This is a genomic window from Candidatus Pelagibacter sp. PS_37 (genome assembly GCF_059417825.1).
Map to the genome: position 1 here is coordinate 303,121 of NZ_CM182067.1, position 16,223 is coordinate 319,343.

At 27.9% G+C, this 16,223-nt stretch carries 16 protein-coding genes and 1 pseudogene; 10 read left to right on the plus strand and 7 right to left on the minus strand.

Annotated elements, in window-relative coordinates; genetic code table 11:
* Positions 1-37 precede the first annotated feature (37 nt).
* Positions 38-1,495: a leucyl aminopeptidase gene (locus AC5SL9_RS01590; protein WP_494574220.1), complete on the plus strand. Its 1,458-nt coding sequence runs from the start codon at positions 38-40 to the stop codon at positions 1,493-1,495.
* Complete coding sequence (ndk, locus tag AC5SL9_RS01595) at positions 1,488-1,898, plus strand: nucleoside-diphosphate kinase (protein ID WP_020169223.1); 411 nt, start codon at positions 1,488-1,490, stop codon at positions 1,896-1,898. The genes AC5SL9_RS01590 and ndk overlap by 8 nt, the downstream gene beginning before the upstream one ends.
* On the opposite strand, the gene purN is transcribed toward ndk, so the two are convergent.
* Together purN and purM are read right to left on the minus strand one after the other, a co-directional pair.
* Positions 1,895-2,473, minus strand: coding sequence for a phosphoribosylglycinamide formyltransferase (gene purN / locus AC5SL9_RS01600; RefSeq protein WP_494574221.1), 579 nt, complete (start codon positions 2,471-2,473; stop codon positions 1,895-1,897). The genes ndk and purN overlap by 4 nt on opposite strands.
* Positions 2,451-3,480: pseudogene (purM, locus tag AC5SL9_RS01605) on the minus strand (phosphoribosylformylglycinamidine cyclo-ligase). The gene purN and the pseudogene purM overlap by 23 nt, the downstream one beginning before the upstream one ends.
* An 11-nt stretch (positions 3,481-3,491) precedes the next feature.
* Here purM and AC5SL9_RS01610 point away from each other — a divergent pair.
* Genes AC5SL9_RS01610 through aspS form a run of 3 tightly spaced genes read left to right on the plus strand, consistent with a single transcriptional unit; the run spans position 3,492 to position 7,015 of the window.
* Positions 3,492-4,571: a hypothetical protein gene (locus tag AC5SL9_RS01610; protein WP_494574222.1), complete on the plus strand. Its 1,080-nt coding sequence runs from the start codon at positions 3,492-3,494 to the stop codon at positions 4,569-4,571.
* A complete protein-coding gene (locus AC5SL9_RS01615; protein ID WP_494574223.1) occupies positions 4,568-5,230 on the plus strand; it encodes a P-loop NTPase family protein in 663 nt (220 codons plus the stop codon). Before AC5SL9_RS01610 ends, AC5SL9_RS01615 begins: the two co-directional genes overlap by 4 nt.
* Positions 5,231-7,015 carry an aspartate--tRNA ligase gene (gene aspS / locus AC5SL9_RS01620; protein WP_494574224.1) on the plus strand — a complete coding sequence of 595 codons (1,785 nt, stop codon included), beginning with the start codon at positions 5,231-5,233 and terminating at the stop codon, positions 7,013-7,015. It abuts the gene before it with no gap.
* 2 nt (positions 7,016-7,017) lie between these two features.
* On the opposite strand, the gene AC5SL9_RS01625 is transcribed toward aspS, so the two are convergent.
* On the minus strand, positions 7,018-7,839 hold the full coding sequence (locus AC5SL9_RS01625) for a TSCPD domain-containing protein (protein ID WP_494574225.1): 822 nt from the start codon (positions 7,837-7,839) through the stop codon (positions 7,018-7,020).
* Between the two features lie 115 nt (positions 7,840-7,954).
* Between AC5SL9_RS01625 and AC5SL9_RS01630 the strand changes: the two genes are divergently transcribed.
* On the plus strand, positions 7,955-8,314 hold the full coding sequence (locus AC5SL9_RS01630; RefSeq protein WP_494574226.1) for an NADH-ubiquinone oxidoreductase subunit NDUFA12 family protein: 360 nt from the start codon (positions 7,955-7,957) through the stop codon (positions 8,312-8,314).
* Positions 8,274-8,681 (plus strand): DUF2155 domain-containing protein, encoded by a 408-nt coding sequence (locus AC5SL9_RS01635; RefSeq protein ID WP_494574227.1) that lies wholly within the window; start codon positions 8,274-8,276, stop codon positions 8,679-8,681. Before AC5SL9_RS01630 ends, AC5SL9_RS01635 begins: the two co-directional genes overlap by 41 nt.
* Here the strand turns inward: AC5SL9_RS01635 and accC are convergent.
* The 3 genes from accC to aroQ are packed head-to-tail and all read right to left on the minus strand — an operon-like array spanning position 8,678 to position 10,877.
* Positions 8,678-10,015 carry an acetyl-CoA carboxylase biotin carboxylase subunit gene (gene accC / locus AC5SL9_RS01640; RefSeq protein WP_494574228.1) on the minus strand — a complete coding sequence of 446 codons (1,338 nt, stop codon included), beginning with the start codon at positions 10,013-10,015 and terminating at the stop codon, positions 8,678-8,680. The genes AC5SL9_RS01635 and accC overlap by 4 nt on opposite strands.
* Positions 10,015-10,440, minus strand: a complete 426-nt coding sequence (locus tag AC5SL9_RS01645) for an acetyl-CoA carboxylase biotin carboxyl carrier protein (RefSeq protein ID WP_006997186.1) — start codon at positions 10,438-10,440, stop codon at positions 10,015-10,017. The genes accC and AC5SL9_RS01645 overlap by 1 nt, the downstream gene beginning before the upstream one ends.
* A complete protein-coding gene (aroQ, locus tag AC5SL9_RS01650) occupies positions 10,437-10,877 on the minus strand; it encodes a type II 3-dehydroquinate dehydratase (RefSeq protein ID WP_006997185.1) in 441 nt (146 codons plus the stop codon). The genes AC5SL9_RS01645 and aroQ overlap by 4 nt, the downstream gene beginning before the upstream one ends.
* A gap of 16 nt (positions 10,878-10,893) precedes the next feature.
* Here aroQ and thiS point away from each other — a divergent pair, with 16 nt between their 5' ends.
* Together thiS and AC5SL9_RS01660 are read left to right on the plus strand one after the other, a co-directional pair.
* Entirely contained in the window at positions 10,894-11,112 is a 219-nt protein-coding gene (thiS, locus tag AC5SL9_RS01655) for a sulfur carrier protein ThiS (protein ID WP_271564260.1), read from the plus strand.
* Between the two features lie 2 nt (positions 11,113-11,114).
* Complete coding sequence (locus AC5SL9_RS01660) at positions 11,115-11,888, plus strand: thiazole synthase (protein WP_006997183.1); 774 nt, start codon at positions 11,115-11,117, stop codon at positions 11,886-11,888.
* Here the strand turns inward: AC5SL9_RS01660 and AC5SL9_RS01665 are convergent.
* Positions 11,885-13,744: an Rne/Rng family ribonuclease gene (locus AC5SL9_RS01665; protein WP_494574229.1), complete on the minus strand. Its 1,860-nt coding sequence runs from the start codon at positions 13,742-13,744 to the stop codon at positions 11,885-11,887. The two genes, AC5SL9_RS01660 and AC5SL9_RS01665, sit on opposite strands and share 4 nt — an antisense overlap.
* 102 nt (positions 13,745-13,846) lie before the next feature.
* On the opposite strand from AC5SL9_RS01665, the gene AC5SL9_RS01670 reads away from it, so the two are divergent.
* Positions 13,847-16,180 carry a penicillin-binding protein 1A gene (locus tag AC5SL9_RS01670; protein ID WP_006997181.1) on the plus strand — a complete coding sequence of 778 codons (2,334 nt, stop codon included), beginning with the start codon at positions 13,847-13,849 and terminating at the stop codon, positions 16,178-16,180.
* Positions 16,181-16,223 lie beyond the last annotated feature (43 nt).

The window sequence follows — 16,223 nt, forward strand, 5'->3', positions numbered from 1 at the left end:
TATACCACTCAACTCACATAGAGTGTATTTAAAATTTATGACTATTCAAATTAATTACAAAAAAATAAGTTCAAAAAAAGACTTAGCCAACCTTGTCTTATTTGTTGATGAAAAATTCAATATTAACAATTTAAAAAAATATCTATCAAATTTAGAATTTTCTTACATATCTGATTTATTAAAAAATAGTGATTTGAAAAAAGATTTACTTTCTTTTGAAGTTAATTCAAAAAAGACAGTATTTTTAGTATCCATTAAGAAAGATATAAAGATATCAGATATAGAAAATTTAGGAGCTAAATTTCATAGTTATATTAATAATGATAAGAAAAAAGAATACTTTGTAAATTCAGATACAATTAATAATAAAATTAAAAATTTTGTTGGTTACTTTCTGCATGGACTTAAATTAAAATCATATGAATTTAATATTTATAAATCTAAAAAAAACAAAGAAACTGTTCTCATAAATGTTATAGGAAACAAAAATAAAATATCTACTCAAGATCATTTAAGATTTAAAGCTCTAGAAGAAGGAAGTTTTTTTGCAAGAGACCTTGTGTCTGAACCAGGAAATGTTTTACACCCTGATGAATATGCAAAAAGAATAAATACACTTAAAAAATTTGGATTGAAAATAAATATCTATGATGAAAAAAAATTAAAAAAACTTGGAATGAATGCGTTACTTGGTGTAGGGCAAGGTAGTATTAGAGGATCATATCTTGTAACAATGGAATGGAATGGAGTAAAAAATAATTCTAATCCTTTAGCTTTTGTTGGAAAAGGTGTTTGTTTTGACACTGGAGGTTACTCTTTAAAACCAGCAAAGTTTATGGAAGATATGACTTATGATATGGCAGGCTCAGCTACTGTGGTAGGTTTAATGAAAAATTTAGCAATAAGAAAAGCAAAAATAAATGCTGTTGGTGTTGTAGGGCTTGTTGAGAATATGGTTAGTGGAAACGCTCAAAGACCTGGAGACATTGTAAAATCTTATAGTGGTAAAACAATAGAGGTATTAAATACAGATGCTGAAGGTAGATTAGTTTTGGCTGATGCTTTAACTTTTACTGAGAAAAAATTTAAACCTAAGTTTATGGTTGATCTAGCAACTTTAACAGGCGCCATTATAGTTTCGTTAGGCTCTGAATATGCAGGTCTATTTTCAAATGATGATAAATTGTCAAAACAATTATTAGAAGCGGGTGATAAAGTTGAAGAAAAATTATGGAGAATGCCATTGCATAAAAACTTTGACAAACTTATAGACTCAAAAAATGCAGACATGCAAAATATAAATTATGTAGGTGGCGCAGGATCCACAACTGCAGCACAATTTTTACAAAGATTTATTTTAAATAAAACACCTTGGGCTCATTTAGATATAGCTGGTATGGCATTTTCAAAATATGGTGGTGCTTTAAATTCAGGTGGTGCAACTAGCTATGGAGTAAGATTATTAAACCAACTAATAGAGGATAATTATGAGTAATATAGAACAAACACTATCAATCATTAAACCTGATGCTGTTGAAAGAAATTTAGATAATGAAATCAAAGAAATGTTTACGGATAAAGGTTTTAAAATTATTAAAGATAAAAAAATTCAGATAACAAAAGCAGAAGCAGAACAATTTTATAAAGTTCATGAAACTAAACCTTTTTATAATGATTTATGTGCTTATTTGTCTTCAGGCCCAATTGTCGTGATGATACTTGAAAAAGAAAATGCAGTTTTAGGAAACAGAGAATTGATGGGTGCAACTAAACCAGAGGAAGCTGCAGAAGGAACTATAAGAAAAAAATATGGAATTTCTATTGATAAAAACTCTGTACATGGTTCTGATAGTGTTGAAAACGCTAAAATTGAAATTAATTTTTTCTTTAAAGATTAATTAAATAATTTTTTTATAGCCGCTGGATAGAGCTTGTGCTCTTGTTTTAAAACTTTTTTAGCTAAAGAAATAGAAGTATCTTTTTTTGAAATTTTAACTTTCTTTTGCAGAATTATTTTTCCTGAATCAAGTTTTGCTGTTACAAAATGAACAGTACAACCAGCTACCTTATCTTTATTTTGTATTGCTTTAAAATGAGTATCAAGCCCTTTATATTTTGGCAGTAAAGAAGGATGTATATTAACTATTTTTCCATTAAATTTTTTAATAAAATTTTTAGATAAAATCTTCATAAAGCCTGCAAGGCAAATAAACTTTATATTTTCTTTTTTTAATAAATTTAATATTTTTGTTTCAGCTATTTTATAGTTTTTAAAGCTTGATACATATTTTTTAATATTAAATTGACTTGAAAATTTTAAACCTTTAGCTTTTGAAGTATTTGAAAAGATTAAATCTATGGATATAGGTGAATTTTTTATTTTAGAAAATTTTATTAAATTTTTTAAATTACTTCCAGTTCCAGATATAAATACTGCTGTTTTAATCTTTTTAGGACCAGTCAATTTTACCATTAAGTTTAACTTTATATTTTCCTGCAGTTATTTTTCCAATAACATAGGGTTTAAATTCTTTTGTAAAAAATTTAGTAATTCTATTTAAGTTTTTAGGATTAACTATTAAACAAAAACCAACTCCACAATTGAATGTTTTTAACATTTCCTCATCATCAATGTTATTTTGCTTCAACCATTTAAAAATTTTTTTAGTTCTAACTTTATTTAAATCTATATCAGCGACTAATTTATCTGGAATAACTCTCTTAATATTATCTGCTAGGCCACCTCCAGTAATGTTTGCACATCCATTTAAAAGATTGTTATTAATTAAATTTAGAACTTCTTTGACATAAATTTTTGTAGGTCTTAGTAATTCTTTTTTTAAAAAAGAATTATTTTTTAAATTAATCTTTTTTTTATTAAGCACATGTCTAACTAAAGAATAACCATTTGAGTGAACACCACTAGATGGTATAGCCAGCACTAAGTCATTTTTTTTTATATTCTTCTTTGATAGTATTTTCTTTTTCATCAACCAAACCTACTGCAAAACCTGCTATATCGAATTTACCTTTTTCATAGGTACCTGGCATTTCTGCTGTTTCGCCACCAACCAATTCACAGTTTGAAACTTTACAGCCTCTTACTATTCCTTTGAGGATCAATTTTAATTTATTTAAATCAATTTTATTAATAGAAATATAATCCAAAAATAAAAGTGGTCTTGCTCCTTGAACAATTAGGTCGTTTACACTCATAGCAACTAAATCAATGCCAATTGTGTCATATTTATTGAGTAAATTGGCAATCTCTACTTTTGTACCAACACCATCAGTGCAAGCTACAATTTTAGGATTTTTAAGATTTTTTGGAATATTAGTTATAGAGCCGAAGCCACCAATATTATTAAACTTTTTTTGGCCTTTTTTGTTTGATGATATTGACGATATAAATTTAACAAAATTATCAGCAGCATTTATGTTTACACCACTTTTTTCATAGGTAAATTTTTCTTTTTTCATTAGTATAGTATATGCAAATAATTAATAAATTTTATAAATTACTGAATGTATATATTTATTTTATTTCATTCTCTCTATTAATAGTATTTTTTTCCACAACTTATTCAAATGCAAATGCATTTAGGGTATCTAAAATTGAAATATCCTCTCCATTTGAATTAAATTTTGAAAAAAATAACGTTATTGACAAAGGATTTCAAACTTCCTTTTCTGATTTGATTTCAATGATTACAACCTCTGGTGATAGAAAAAAGATTAAAAATGTTTCTATAAAAGAAATTAAGGGCATGATTGATTCTTTCACCATTAGTGATGAAAAATTTATAAATAATGAGTATTTTGCAAATTTAGAAACAACATTTAATAAAAAAAAAATTCTTAAATTTTTAGAAAATAAAAATATTTTTCCATCAATACCCCAAAGAAATAAGGTCCTATTATTTCCTATCCTTATAGAAACTAAAAATAACAATATATATCTTTTTAATAATAATATTTTTTACGATAAATGGAATGAACAAAAAAACTCTTATGATTTGTTAGATTATTTATTACCAAGTGAAGATATTGAAGATTTGATAGAATTACAAAAAATCTCAAAAGATATTGAAACTTATGATTTTTCAAATCTAATTAATAAATATGATATTAAAGATGATATAATTCTAATAATATATAAAGAAAGCAACAGAATAAGAACACTTTCAAAAATTAATTTAAATAACAGCTTGAAAATTCAAAATAAGAACTATCCTAAATTAGATATTTTGAATAATAATGACTTTTCTAATATTGTTGAAAATTTAAAACAGCTTTATGAAGATCAATGGAAAAGAAATAATGAAATTAATACTTCCATAAAACTTCCTATAACAATATCTATTAATTCCAAAAAAACTAAAAAAATTATAGAGTTGGAACAGGTGCTTTATAGTTTAGATCTAGTTTCTGACTTTAGTATTTTGAATTTTAATAGTGAGATTATTCAATTTAAAATAACTTATAATGGCACTCCTAATATATTTTTAAATGACATGAAAGAAAAGAACCTTGAATTAGAAATGAAGAATAATATGTGGATATTAAAATGAAAAATTTAAATCAATTATTATTAGATTTTAATTATGAACAAAACTTTAAAGATGATGATTTTTATGTTGGAAAGAGTAATTTTTATGCTTTTGAAATGATTAATAAATGGCCAAAGTGGGAAAAAAATTTTTTAAACATTAATGGTGAAAAATTTTCAGGAAAAAGTCACCTGGTTAATATTTTTTTGAAAAAATTTAATGGCATTAGGATTGATATTAATTCATTAAATGACGAAAACATTAAATCCATTAAACCTTACCAAAATATTGTTTTAGAGGATTTAAATTTAAATATAAATGAGAAGCTGATTTATTCACTTTTTAATATAATAGATCAAGATAATAAGTTTTTGATAGTCACATCAAAGAAACCAATATCTGAGATCAATTTTAAACTTGAAGATCTTCGATCTAGAACAAAGAACTGTCTTTTTGCAAATATTCAAAACCCTGATGATGAGCTAATGTTTGCATTAATATTAAAAAATTTATCAGACAGACAAATTACTTTAGATAAAAAGCTGATTAACTTTATTATTAAAAGAATTGAGAGATCGTATGGCAAAATATTTGAATTCATATATAAAATTGACAAGATTAGTTTAAAAAAAAAGAAATCTATCGATTTTAAAATTATTAATGAAGCTCTTGAGGAATAAGTGAATAAATATAGAACACATACATGTAGTGAGTTAACAATTGATAGTAGTGGTAAAGATGTTGTTTTATCAGGCTGGATAAACAAAAAAAGAGATCATGGAAATTTACTATTCATAGATTTAAGAGACAATTATGGAATGACTCAATGCATTATAGATAAAAGTAACGAAAATTTTAATTCATTAGAAAAAATTCAATTAGAAAGCGTAATTAAGATAAATGGTAAGGTTGTAGAGAGAACAAAAGAAACTATTAACACCGATCTTCAAACTGGAGAGATTGAAGTTAATATAAATTCATTTGAAGTACTGGGTACTTGCAAAGAGTTACCAATGCCAGTTTTTAGTGATCAAGAGTATGCTGAAGAAATTAGACTCAAGTATAGATTCTTAGATCTAAGAAGAAAAAAAATTCATGACAATATTATATTAAGGTCAAAAGTTATCTCTTTTATTAGAAGCGAGATGTCCAAACTTGGGTTTTTGGAATTCCAAACACCAATATTAACATCCTCTAGCCCTGAAGGTGCAAGAGATTTTTTAGTACCAAGTAGACTAAATCCTGGAAAATTTTATGCACTGCCACAAGCGCCACAACAATTTAAACAACTTATAATGGTTTCTGGTTTTGATAAATATTTTCAAATAGCTCCATGCTTTAGAGATGAAGATGCAAGGGCAGATAGAAGTCCAGGTGAATTTTATCAGCTTGATTTAGAAATGTCTTTTGTTGAACAAGAAGATGTCTTTCAAGTTGTTGAAAAACTAATAGTCAATGTTTTTAAAAAATTTTCTGAAAAAAAATTGATGTATGAAAAATTTCCAAGAATACCTTATGAAAAATCTATGCTTAAGTATGGATCAGATAAGCCAGATTTAAGAAACCCATTAATAATTTCAGATTTATCAAACATTTTTACACGTGATGATGTTACGTTTGAGATATTTAAAAAGCTTGTAAAATCTGGTTCTAAAGTGAGATGTATAGTAACAAAAAATACAAAAGATAAACCTAGGAGTTTTTTTGATAATATTGATAAGTGGGCAAAAGAACAAGGGGCGTCTGGTCTTGCTTATTTTACAATTGAAAAAGAAGAAAATATTTCAGCAAAAGGACCGGTGGGAAAATTTTTTTCTAAAGAAGCACTAGAGGAAATTATGAAAATCACTGGAGCTGAAATAGGGGATAGTATATTTTTTGCTTGTGGAAAAATAAATGATGTTGAAAAAATAACCTCTTTAGCTAGAGATAAAATTGCTAAAGATTTAAAATTAATTGATGAAAATACTTTCGCATTTTGTTGGGTTGTTGATTATCCAATGTTTGAAAAAAATGAAGTAACTAATAAAATCGAATTTAGTCACAATCCATTTTCAATGCCTCAAGGAGACTTAAAAGATATTAATTTTGATAATCCTCTTAATATTAAAGCCTATCAGTACGATATTGTTTGCAATGGGATAGAGCTATCTTCTGGTGCAATTAGAAATCACGTGCCTGAATTGATGTATAAACTTTTCTCGATTGCTGGATATCAAAAAGAACAAGTTGATGAAAAATTTAGTGGAATGATCAATGCTTTAAGTTATGGAGCTCCACCTCATGGTGGTATAGCACCTGGTATTGATAGAATTGTAATGCTGTTAGCAAATGAAAAGAATATTAGAGAAGTTACAATGTTTCCAATGAATCAAAATGCTCAAGACTTAATGATGAACGCTCCATCAAACGTTAACGAAGAGCAACTTAAAGAGCTTGGTTTAGCTTTAAAACTGAAAAAATAATATTACTTTTTACCTTTTAAGCTTATCTTAACGTCAGATAAATCAACAAGATTTTTTTTGTAGTTATTTCTAACAAAACCTTTGCTAGTAACATCTTTTATAATTTTAAGTAATTGATTTTGATCCTCAGTATTTTCTTCCTCAGATAAAGATCTATCTGATCCACCAATTGATGGAGTGTGAGCAAGATCTTCTCTATTTTGATATGAAATTGCTAATTCTCTAAAAATATAATCAAGTATTGAAGAAGCACTCATTATTCTGTCATTACCGTGTACTTTTCCAGATGGTTCAAATTTAGTATCAACATAAGCACTGATGAACTCATCTAAAGGAACGCCATATTGAAGACCAAGTGAAATTGCTATTGCAAAATTGTTCATCAAAGCTTTTACCAGTTCACCCTCTTTACTTGTGTCTATAAAAATTTCTCCAATTTTACCATCTTCATATTCACCAGTATGGAGATAAACTTTATGGTCACCAATTGTCGCTTTTTGGATGTAGCCTTTTCTTCTGTCAGGCATACTAAATCTTTTACTGACACCCTCGTTAATTTTTTTAACAAAATTAGTATTATTTTCTTTTGAAATGACCTTAGGTTTGCTTTGTTCAGTAATAATATCTATTTTTTTAGTTTCGCTTACTTTATTATTTGCATCTAAACTTTTTGTTTTTCTTGTATCAAGTTTAACGTCTAAAACTTCAAATTTTCCATCGTCTCGCTTTTCAAGATTTGCCAACTCTGTTTCATTAATATCATCTAGATAATGATTAACTTTAAAGCTACAAGTATAATAAGTTTCTACTAAATATTTTGCCATTTTTCCTTTAATTAATTTTTTATTTTGAATCGTAAGATAATTAATTTATATACAAATCCTTACTTTAGTCTAATTTAAATAATACAATTTAGGATTGAAGAATTAATGAAATAATATGTTGACACTTTTAAAAAAAATTTTCATTTGGTGGAACCAAGAAACACTAGGTACAAAATTAAAAACTATTTTTTATGGAAAACTTGCTGGAAAAGATTCTAGTGGCAACAAATATTACGAAAGTAAATCTGGAAAACGATGGGTGATTTACAATGATGAAATTGATGCATCGAAAATCCCTAATGAATGGTACTCTTGGATGCATTACACTAATAATAGAATTGAAAACAATCATGAATTGAAAAAATATGATTGGCAAAAACCGCATCAATCAAATCAAACGGGTACTGAGAATGCCTATCATCCTAATAAAAACAATGATCCTATTAAAAAAAAATATACAATCTGGAAAAGTTAGTTTCTTATTTCTTTTAATTTATTTTTTTTTAACAAACTTATCATCACCCCTAGTAGCTAATGAAAATAATGAAGGAAAATTTGTTGAAATAAAAATTTTAGATAAAGTAAGTTCAAAGACTGATCTTTTAAGATTAAAGATAGGAGAGGAGCTAAGATTTAAAAGTTTATTAATAAAAAATCTAAAATGCAAAAACTCTGAATTTGATGACAACCCAGAAATTACAGCTTATATTCAAGTTAAAGATACGATTAAAAATGATAACAACGAAGTGTTTATATTTAATGGGTGGACTTTTTCATCTAGTCCTGCAGTAAATCCTTTTGATCACCCAGTATATGATATTTGGTTAACAAGATGTTATTAGAATACTTTTTCATTATCTAGCCAGCTAACATTAAAGTCTGACTCAACAAATTTTTTATGATTTAGTAAAATTTTATGAAGAGGTATTGTTGTTGTTATTCCTTCAATGACAAATTCATCTAAAGATCGGTTCATTCTTTGTATTGCTTCAGTTCTATTTCTGCCATGTGTGATGACCTTACAAATCATACTATCGTAAAATGGTGTAACTTTATAACCTTGAAAAATTGCACCATCTACTCTTGTTCTAAAACCTGATGGTTGGTGACACATTCCTATAGTTCCAGGCGATGGTTGAAAATTTTTACTTGCATCCTCTGCATTAATTCTACATTCTATTGCATGCCCCCTAGGATTAATGTCACTTTGTTTTAAAGCTGTTTCACCAGTGTAAGCTATCCAAATTTGCTCTTTAATAATATCAATACCTGTTACCATTTCAGTTACAGGATGCTCTACTTGAACTCGGGTATTCATTTCTAGAAAATAAAATTTTCCATCTTCATATATAAATTCAACAGTTCCAGCACCCTCATAACCAATTTTACTAACCATATTTACAGTTCTTTCAAAAAGATCTTTTCTGATCTGATCTGTTAAAACTGGACTAGGAGTTTCTTCTATTAATTTTTGATGTCTTCTTTGAACTGAGCAGTCTCTTTCATGTAGATGTACTGTTCTATTTTTTCCAGATAATACCTGAACTTCAATATGTCTTGGATTTTGGAAAAATTTCTCAATATAAATTTCATCATTGCCAAAATATTTTTGTGCTTCAGACTTTGCTGTTGAAAATAATGTTTCAAATTCTTCTTCTTTACGAACGATTTTCATTCCCTTGCCACCACCACCTGCGGATGCTTTAATCAGAACTGGAAAGCCTATTTTTTTACAAAGTTCTTTGGCTGCCTTTATATCTGTTATTCCGCCTTCAGAACCTTCAATAACAGGTAGACCATGTTCTTTTGCAATTTTTTTTGCTTGAATTTTATCTCCCATCATCTCTATGAGTTTTGAAGAAGCACCAATAAATTTAATATTATTTTCCTCTAGTACTTTAGCAAAATTTGCATTTTCAGATAAAAAACCATATCCAGGGTGAACTGCTTCTGCTTTTGTAAGTTCTATTGCTGACATCAAAGCTGGAATATTTAAATAACTATTTGCAGGTTGGTGTGAGCCAATGCATACACTTTCATCCGCCAGTCTTACATGCATACTATCTTTATCAACATCAGAATGAACAGCGACAGTTGATATACCCCATTCTTTGCAAGCTCTTATAACTCTGACTGCAATTTCCCCTCGGTTTGCAATTAGAATTTTTTTAAACATTACTCTACGATGATAATAGTTTGGCCGTATTCAACAGGTTGGCCATCTTCTACACAGATTTCTTTTATAATTCCATCTGCTGTTGATGGAACGTGGTTCATAGTTTTCATAGCCTCAACTATCATAACCGTTTCACCTTTTTTAATTTTTTTACCAACTTCTACAAATTTTTTACCACCAGGTTCTGCAGCAAGATAAGCTGTACCAATAATAGGAGATTTAACTTCAGTTCCAGACACAACAGTTGACTTAACTGTATCAAGGGCTGGTGTTGAAGCAGAAACACTTACAGTTTGATTTGAACTAGCTGGATTCGATTTTGATACTTTTATTTTAGTATCTTTATCAGTGTATTCAATTTCAGTTAAATTGAATTCATTTAAGTAGTCTGTTAATTCTTTAATGATATTTTTATCTATTTTCATTTCTGTAACATGTTTTGCATTGCAATTATGGCTAAAATATAACCATTATCACCTAAACCAAAAATTCCACCAGTAGCAATATCGCTGATTAAAGATTTGCGTCTAAATTCTTCTCTTTTATATATATTTGATATGTGAAGTTCAATAATTGGTTTTTTATAAATATCTAAAGCATCCCTGATAGCTACAGATGTATGTGTAAAACCTGCAGCATTAATAATTATACCATCAAATTTACTTTTAGCCTCTTGGATGGTTGTAACTATTTCGCCTTCTATATTTGACTGGGAAAATTCTAAATTAATATTTAAATCTTTAGCTTTATCTAAACAATTTTCTTTTAACTTATCAAACGTTATTGATCCATATTGTGATTGTTCTCTTTCACCTAATAGATTAAGATTAGGACCATTAATAATTATAATATTATTACTCATCAAATTCTTATACATTATGAAAAAAATAAAAAAAATAAAAATTAAACTAAATGGTAAATTTTTAACAATAAATGAAAATTTAAGCCTCTTAATTTTTTTAAAAGAACTAAAAATACCTCTTAAAAAAGTAGCAATTGAATTAAATCAAGAAATAATAGATAAAAATAATTTAAAAACTATAAAACTAAAAAATAATGACAAAATAGAAATTGTTCATTTTATTGGAGGTGGATAAAATTGGTTAACGATAAATTAATAATTGATAAAAAAAAATTTAATTCCAGATTAATAGTTGGAACTGGAAAATATAAAAGTATGGCAGAATGTGCGAAAGCTATTAAATTATCTGGAGCAGAAATTGTTACTGTTGCTGTGAGAAGAGTAAACATTTCTGATAAAAAAAAACCTTTATTGATGGACTACATTGATCCAAAAAAAATAACTTACTTACCAAACACTGCTGGCTGCTTTAATTCTGAAGAGGCTCTTAGAACATTACGTTTAGCAAGAGAAATTGGTGGATGGAAACTGGTAAAACTTGAGGTTTTAGGAGATAAAAAAAATTTATTTCCAGATATGATTGAAACATTAAAATCTACAGAAGTTTTAACTAGAGAAGGATTTAGAGTAATGGTTTACTGTAATGATGATCCTTTAATGGCTAAAAGATTAGAGAATGTAGGAGCTTGTGCAATTATGCCTCTCGCAGCACCCATAGGATCTGGCCTTGGAATTCAAAATACAACAAACATAAAAATAATAAGAAGCCAAACAAAGCTTCCTTTGATAATTGATGCTGGCTTAGGACAAGCGTCAGACGCAGCTATTGCCATGGAGTTAGGTTGTGATGGAGTGTTGGCTAATACTGCAATTGCCAAAGCTAAAAAACCATTTCAAATGGCACTGGCATTTAAAAATGGAGTAATTGCAGGAAGACAATCTTATTTAGCAGGTCGTATAGAAAAATCTATATATGGAAGCGCATCTTCTCCAAAAACTGGAATTATCTAGGCTACTGGTTTTTTAAAAAATTTCTTTTTAAAAAAAGGTTTTTTTTTATAAGGCTTTTTTTTAATAGGACTTTCAAAAGATTTAAATTCTTTTTTTTGCTCTTCTAGGTTTTTTAACTTTTCTATATGTTGAACTATTTCTATTGTTTTTTTAGTTTTGTTTTGAAGATCAATTATGTATTCAGGAATAATAAGACTGTTATCTGCAATTATATCGATCTTAATTAAGTTTTTTTCTTCAAAATACTTTAAATCTTCAATAAAGTTTTCTTTCATAAAGTCCGATATCTTTTCGCAAATCTTAAGTTCTACAAATTTTGCTTTTGTTAAAACAGCTTTAACCTCGACTAATTTAAGAATCTTCATCGCAAAAGACTCATCTGTAAGTGTAACTTTCCATTTTACAGCACTTTCCCTTAATCTTTGTCTAGACATTTCTAAAAGTCCAAATGTACTAATTCTTCCAATTTGAATTCTTGCCCTATCAGTTCTGCATTGTTCTTTAAGTTTTCTCTCAACCAACCTTCTATTTCCAAAACTCAACATATCAATAAAATCAATAATAATTAGACCAGACAGATCTCTTATTTTTATTTGTCGAGATATCTCTTCTGCTGCCTCAAGATTAGTGTCTAAAGCAGTACTTTCTACATTTTTTTGTTTAATAGAGCTTCCTGAATTTATATCAATTGAAACTAGTGCTTCAGTTGGATTTATAACTAGGTAACCTCCTGATTTTAGTTTTATTTCTGAGTCATAAATTTGATTTAATTTTTCTTCAATGTTCTCTTTAAAAAATAAAGGAACTTTTTCTCTATATTTTTTTATTTTTTTTACATGAGAGGGCATCATTAACTTCATAAAGTTTTGGGCTTTTTTGTAACCCTCATTACCTTCAATGACGATACTATTTGTGCTTTCATCATACATATCTCTCAAAGTTCTTTTTATAATATCACTTTCTTGATGGATTAATGATGGAGCTATAGAGTTTAATGCATTTTCTTTAATTTCATTCCAAGTTTTAATCAAAGTTTGAAGATCATGATCAATATCATTTTTTGTTTTGTTTGATCCTGCAGTTCTTACAATAAGCCCCATTTCTTTTGGAATAACTATATCGTTTAAAATAGTTCTAATTTTTTTTCTTTCTCCTGGGTTAAATATTTTACGAGATATGCCACCACCTTTTGGTGTATTGGGCATTAGGACAATATATTTACCTGCTATAGAAATAAAAGTACTCAACGCAGCACCTTTTTGTCCTCTTTCATCTTTTAAAACTTGTATTAAAATTACTTGATTAGGTTTTACAACTTCTTGAATCTTATATCTTTTAGATCTAAATCTTGTTTCAGGTTTTCTACCGTGTAATACAGGCGAAGGTTGCTCTTTATCTTCATCTACTTGAGTGGTATCTGTAATTGGAGTATCACTCCCTTCTGTTACCTGATCATTGGTTTCAAATTCAGACTCAAGTTTTACTTCAACTGGATCATTAATATCAAGATTACCCTCGTTAATATTTTTTTGTTCTTCTAACTCACTTTTTTTTAATAGTTCTTCTCTGGCTTTTTCTTCTTCTTCTTTTATTTTTGCTAAATCACTCTGAGGTATTTGATAATAGTCAGATTGAATATCGTTAAAGGATAGAAAACCGTGTCTATCTCTTCCAAAATCAATAAATGCAGCTTGTAAAGATGGCTCTACTCGACTTACCTTGCCAAGGTAGATATTATTTTTTATTAAATTGTTTTTTAAGCCTTCGTACTCGTAGTCTTCAATGTTTTCACCTGACTTAAGTACAACTCTTGTTTCATTTGGATGCGAAGCATCAATGTATAAATTTTTTTCCATATATTTTTGATTAATTGTTTCATTTTATATTTAAATAATTTTAAATTTTGTTTGAATTCTGATGCCTTAACTTTAACAAATTCTTATATATATTAAACTAAAATGCATAGAATAATTAAAAATATATTTATAGTAGTTTTAAGCGTTGGTTTGTTATCTGCATTTTCTGTATTAGCTGTTTTGTGGGCTTTTTCTAACAATTTGCCAGATTATAAATTCCTCAAAAATTATAAACCATCAGTTTCTAGTAAAGTTTACTCAGGGAATGGTGAGTTGGTGAATGATTTTTCATCAGAAAAACGAATATTTGTACCCTATAAATCAATACCAGAAAAAGTGATTAATGCTTTCTTATCTGCAGAAGATAAAAATTTCTATTCGCATCCAGGAGTAGATGCCAAAGGAGTGTTAAGAGCAATAATTAATAACATTTCCAATGTAGTTGCATCAAGAAGATTGGAAGGTGCATCAACAATAACTCAACAAGTGGCAAAAAATTTTTTATTAACAAACGAAGTAAGTTTAAATAGAAAAATTAAAGAGGCAATTCTTGCCTTTAGAATAGAAAGAGCTCTTTCAAAAGAAAGAATATTAGAACTATACTTAAATCAAATATATCTGGGTGAAGGTACTTATGGCGTTGCATCTGCTAGCTTAGAATATTTTGACAAATCAATTAGTGAATTGAATTATGAAGAAGCAGCTTTATTAGCAGCTCTGCCAAAGGCTCCAAGTAGATATAACCCGTATAAAAATATAGAACTTGCAAAATTTAGAAGAGATTTAGTTATAAACAATTTGTTTGAAAATAATTATATAAGCAAACAAAATCAAAAAGAGCTTTTGTCGAAAAAAATAATATTAAAAAAAAGAAAAAAAATATTTACAGAAGATACTAGCTATTATGTAGAAGATATTAGAAAAGATGTAGTTGAAAAATTAGGATTTGATAAAGTTTACAAACAAGGATTAAATATAAGTACACCTATTAATATTAGCTTGCAAAAAATTGCAACTGACTCATTGAGACAAGGTCTTATCGAATACGATAAACGAAAAGGGTGGCGTGGTCCATTGACTAATATTAAAAATTTAGAAAAATGGAATAAAGATTTAGATAAATTTAGATTAGAAAGATCAATTAATTGGGATTTAGCAATAGTTAAAAAGATAGATAAATTTTCAATAGAAATTGAATCGGAATATGAAAAAAAAGGAATTATTAAGTACGAAAACATCTCGTGGATAAAAAAAGATTTTGATGAAATATTGAAAATTGGGGATGTTATTTATACTGAAAACATAAATAAAAATATATTTGCCTTAAGGCAACTGCCAGAAGTTAATGGAGGGATTGTTGTTATGGACCCTTTTACTGGACGGGTATTAGCTCTAAGCGGTGGATTTAGCTTTAAAAAAAGTGAATTTAATAGAGCCACACAAGCACTAAGGCAGCCAGGTTCTGCTTTCAAACCTTTTGTTTATGCTTTAGCTCTTGAGAATGGATATACACCATCAACTTTAATTCTAGATGCACCACTAGTTTTAGAGCAAGGATCTGATTTAAAAATGTGGAAACCTGAAAACTACGGTAAAAAATTTTATGGACCATCAACACTTAGAATGGGGTTAGAAAAATCTAGAAACTTGATGACTGTCAGAATTGCACAAGATCTTGGAGTTAAAAAAATTGTTAATTTTTCAAAAAAACTTGGTATTTATGAAAATCCCAGCGAGCTTTTATCAATTTCATTAGGCTCTGCAGAGACAACTTTATTGAAGCTAACATCAGCATACTCTTCATTTATTAATGGAGGAAAATTAGTTAAACCAATAATGATAGATAGAATTCAAGACAGTGAAGGGATTACAATTTTTAATAATGAAATGAGAGAGTGTATAAATTGTGATCAAATATCTCACTTAAGTGACAATTATCCAAATATAAAGGACAGTTTTGAGCAAATATTTTCCCCAGAAACAGCATATCAAATGACCTCGATATTGGAGGGAACTGTTCAAAATGGAACAGGAAAAAATTTAAAAGATTTAAATTTGGATTTGGCTGGAAAAACAGGCACAACAAATGGAAATACAGATACATGGTTTATAGGATTTACTTCAAAATTAGTAATAGGAGTTTATGTAGGTTCAGATAATCCAAGATCACTTGGAAGGTATGAAACAGGAGCAAAAACAGCATTACCAATTTTTAAAAGCTTTGTAAAAAAAGCTGTAAAAAAAGAAGATGCAAGACCGTTTAAAGTTGCAAAAAATATTTTAATGAAAGTTATTGATCCTATTACAGGAGAAAAAGCTGAAATTGGAACAAGAAGAACAATTATTGAAGCTTATAAAGAAGTGAAAGTAGAAAATTTATTAAATAAAGATATTAATAATAGATTAAAAAATAATAATATATTAAGGTTCTACTAATGGACAATGAATATTTAAATTACAAATCTGAAATAGAAAAAAT

What these genes read in the sequence shown, in the direction of transcription:
- AC5SL9_RS01635 (WP_494574227.1), top strand. Translation starts at nt 8,274, where the DNA reads ATGATCCTATTAAAAAAAAATATACAATCTGGAAAAGTTAGTTTCTTA.
- AC5SL9_RS01590 (WP_494574220.1), top strand. Translation starts at nt 38, where the DNA reads ATGACTATTCAAATTAATTACAAAAAAATAAGTTCAAAAAAAGACTTA.
- AC5SL9_RS01625 (WP_494574225.1), bottom strand. Translation starts at nt 7,839, where the DNA reads ATGGCAAAATATTTAGTAGAAACTTATTATACTTGTAGCTTTAAAGTT.
- AC5SL9_RS01645 (WP_006997186.1), bottom strand. Translation starts at nt 10,440, where the DNA reads ATGAAAATAGATAAAAATATCATTAAAGAATTAACAGACTACTTAAAT.
- AC5SL9_RS01665 (WP_494574229.1), bottom strand. Translation starts at nt 13,744, where the DNA reads ATGGAAAAAAATTTATACATTGATGCTTCGCATCCAAATGAAACAAGA.
- AC5SL9_RS01610 (WP_494574222.1), top strand. Translation starts at nt 3,492, where the DNA reads ATGCAAATAATTAATAAATTTTATAAATTACTGAATGTATATATTTAT.
- AC5SL9_RS01615 (WP_494574223.1), top strand. Translation starts at nt 4,568, where the DNA reads ATGAAAAATTTAAATCAATTATTATTAGATTTTAATTATGAACAAAAC.
- thiS (WP_271564260.1), top strand. Translation starts at nt 10,894, where the DNA reads ATGAAAAAAATAAAAAAAATAAAAATTAAACTAAATGGTAAATTTTTA.
- accC (WP_494574228.1), bottom strand. Translation starts at nt 10,015, where the DNA reads ATGTTTAAAAAAATTCTAATTGCAAACCGAGGGGAAATTGCAGTCAGA.
- AC5SL9_RS01630 (WP_494574226.1), top strand. Translation starts at nt 7,955, where the DNA reads ATGTTGACACTTTTAAAAAAAATTTTCATTTGGTGGAACCAAGAAACA.
- AC5SL9_RS01670 (WP_006997181.1), top strand. Translation starts at nt 13,847, where the DNA reads ATGCATAGAATAATTAAAAATATATTTATAGTAGTTTTAAGCGTTGGT.
- aroQ (WP_006997185.1), bottom strand. Translation starts at nt 10,877, where the DNA reads ATGAGTAATAATATTATAATTATTAATGGTCCTAATCTTAATCTATTA.
- purN (WP_494574221.1), bottom strand. Translation starts at nt 2,473, where the DNA reads ATGGTAAAATTGACTGGTCCTAAAAAGATTAAAACAGCAGTATTTATA.
- ndk (WP_020169223.1), top strand. Translation starts at nt 1,488, where the DNA reads ATGAGTAATATAGAACAAACACTATCAATCATTAAACCTGATGCTGTT.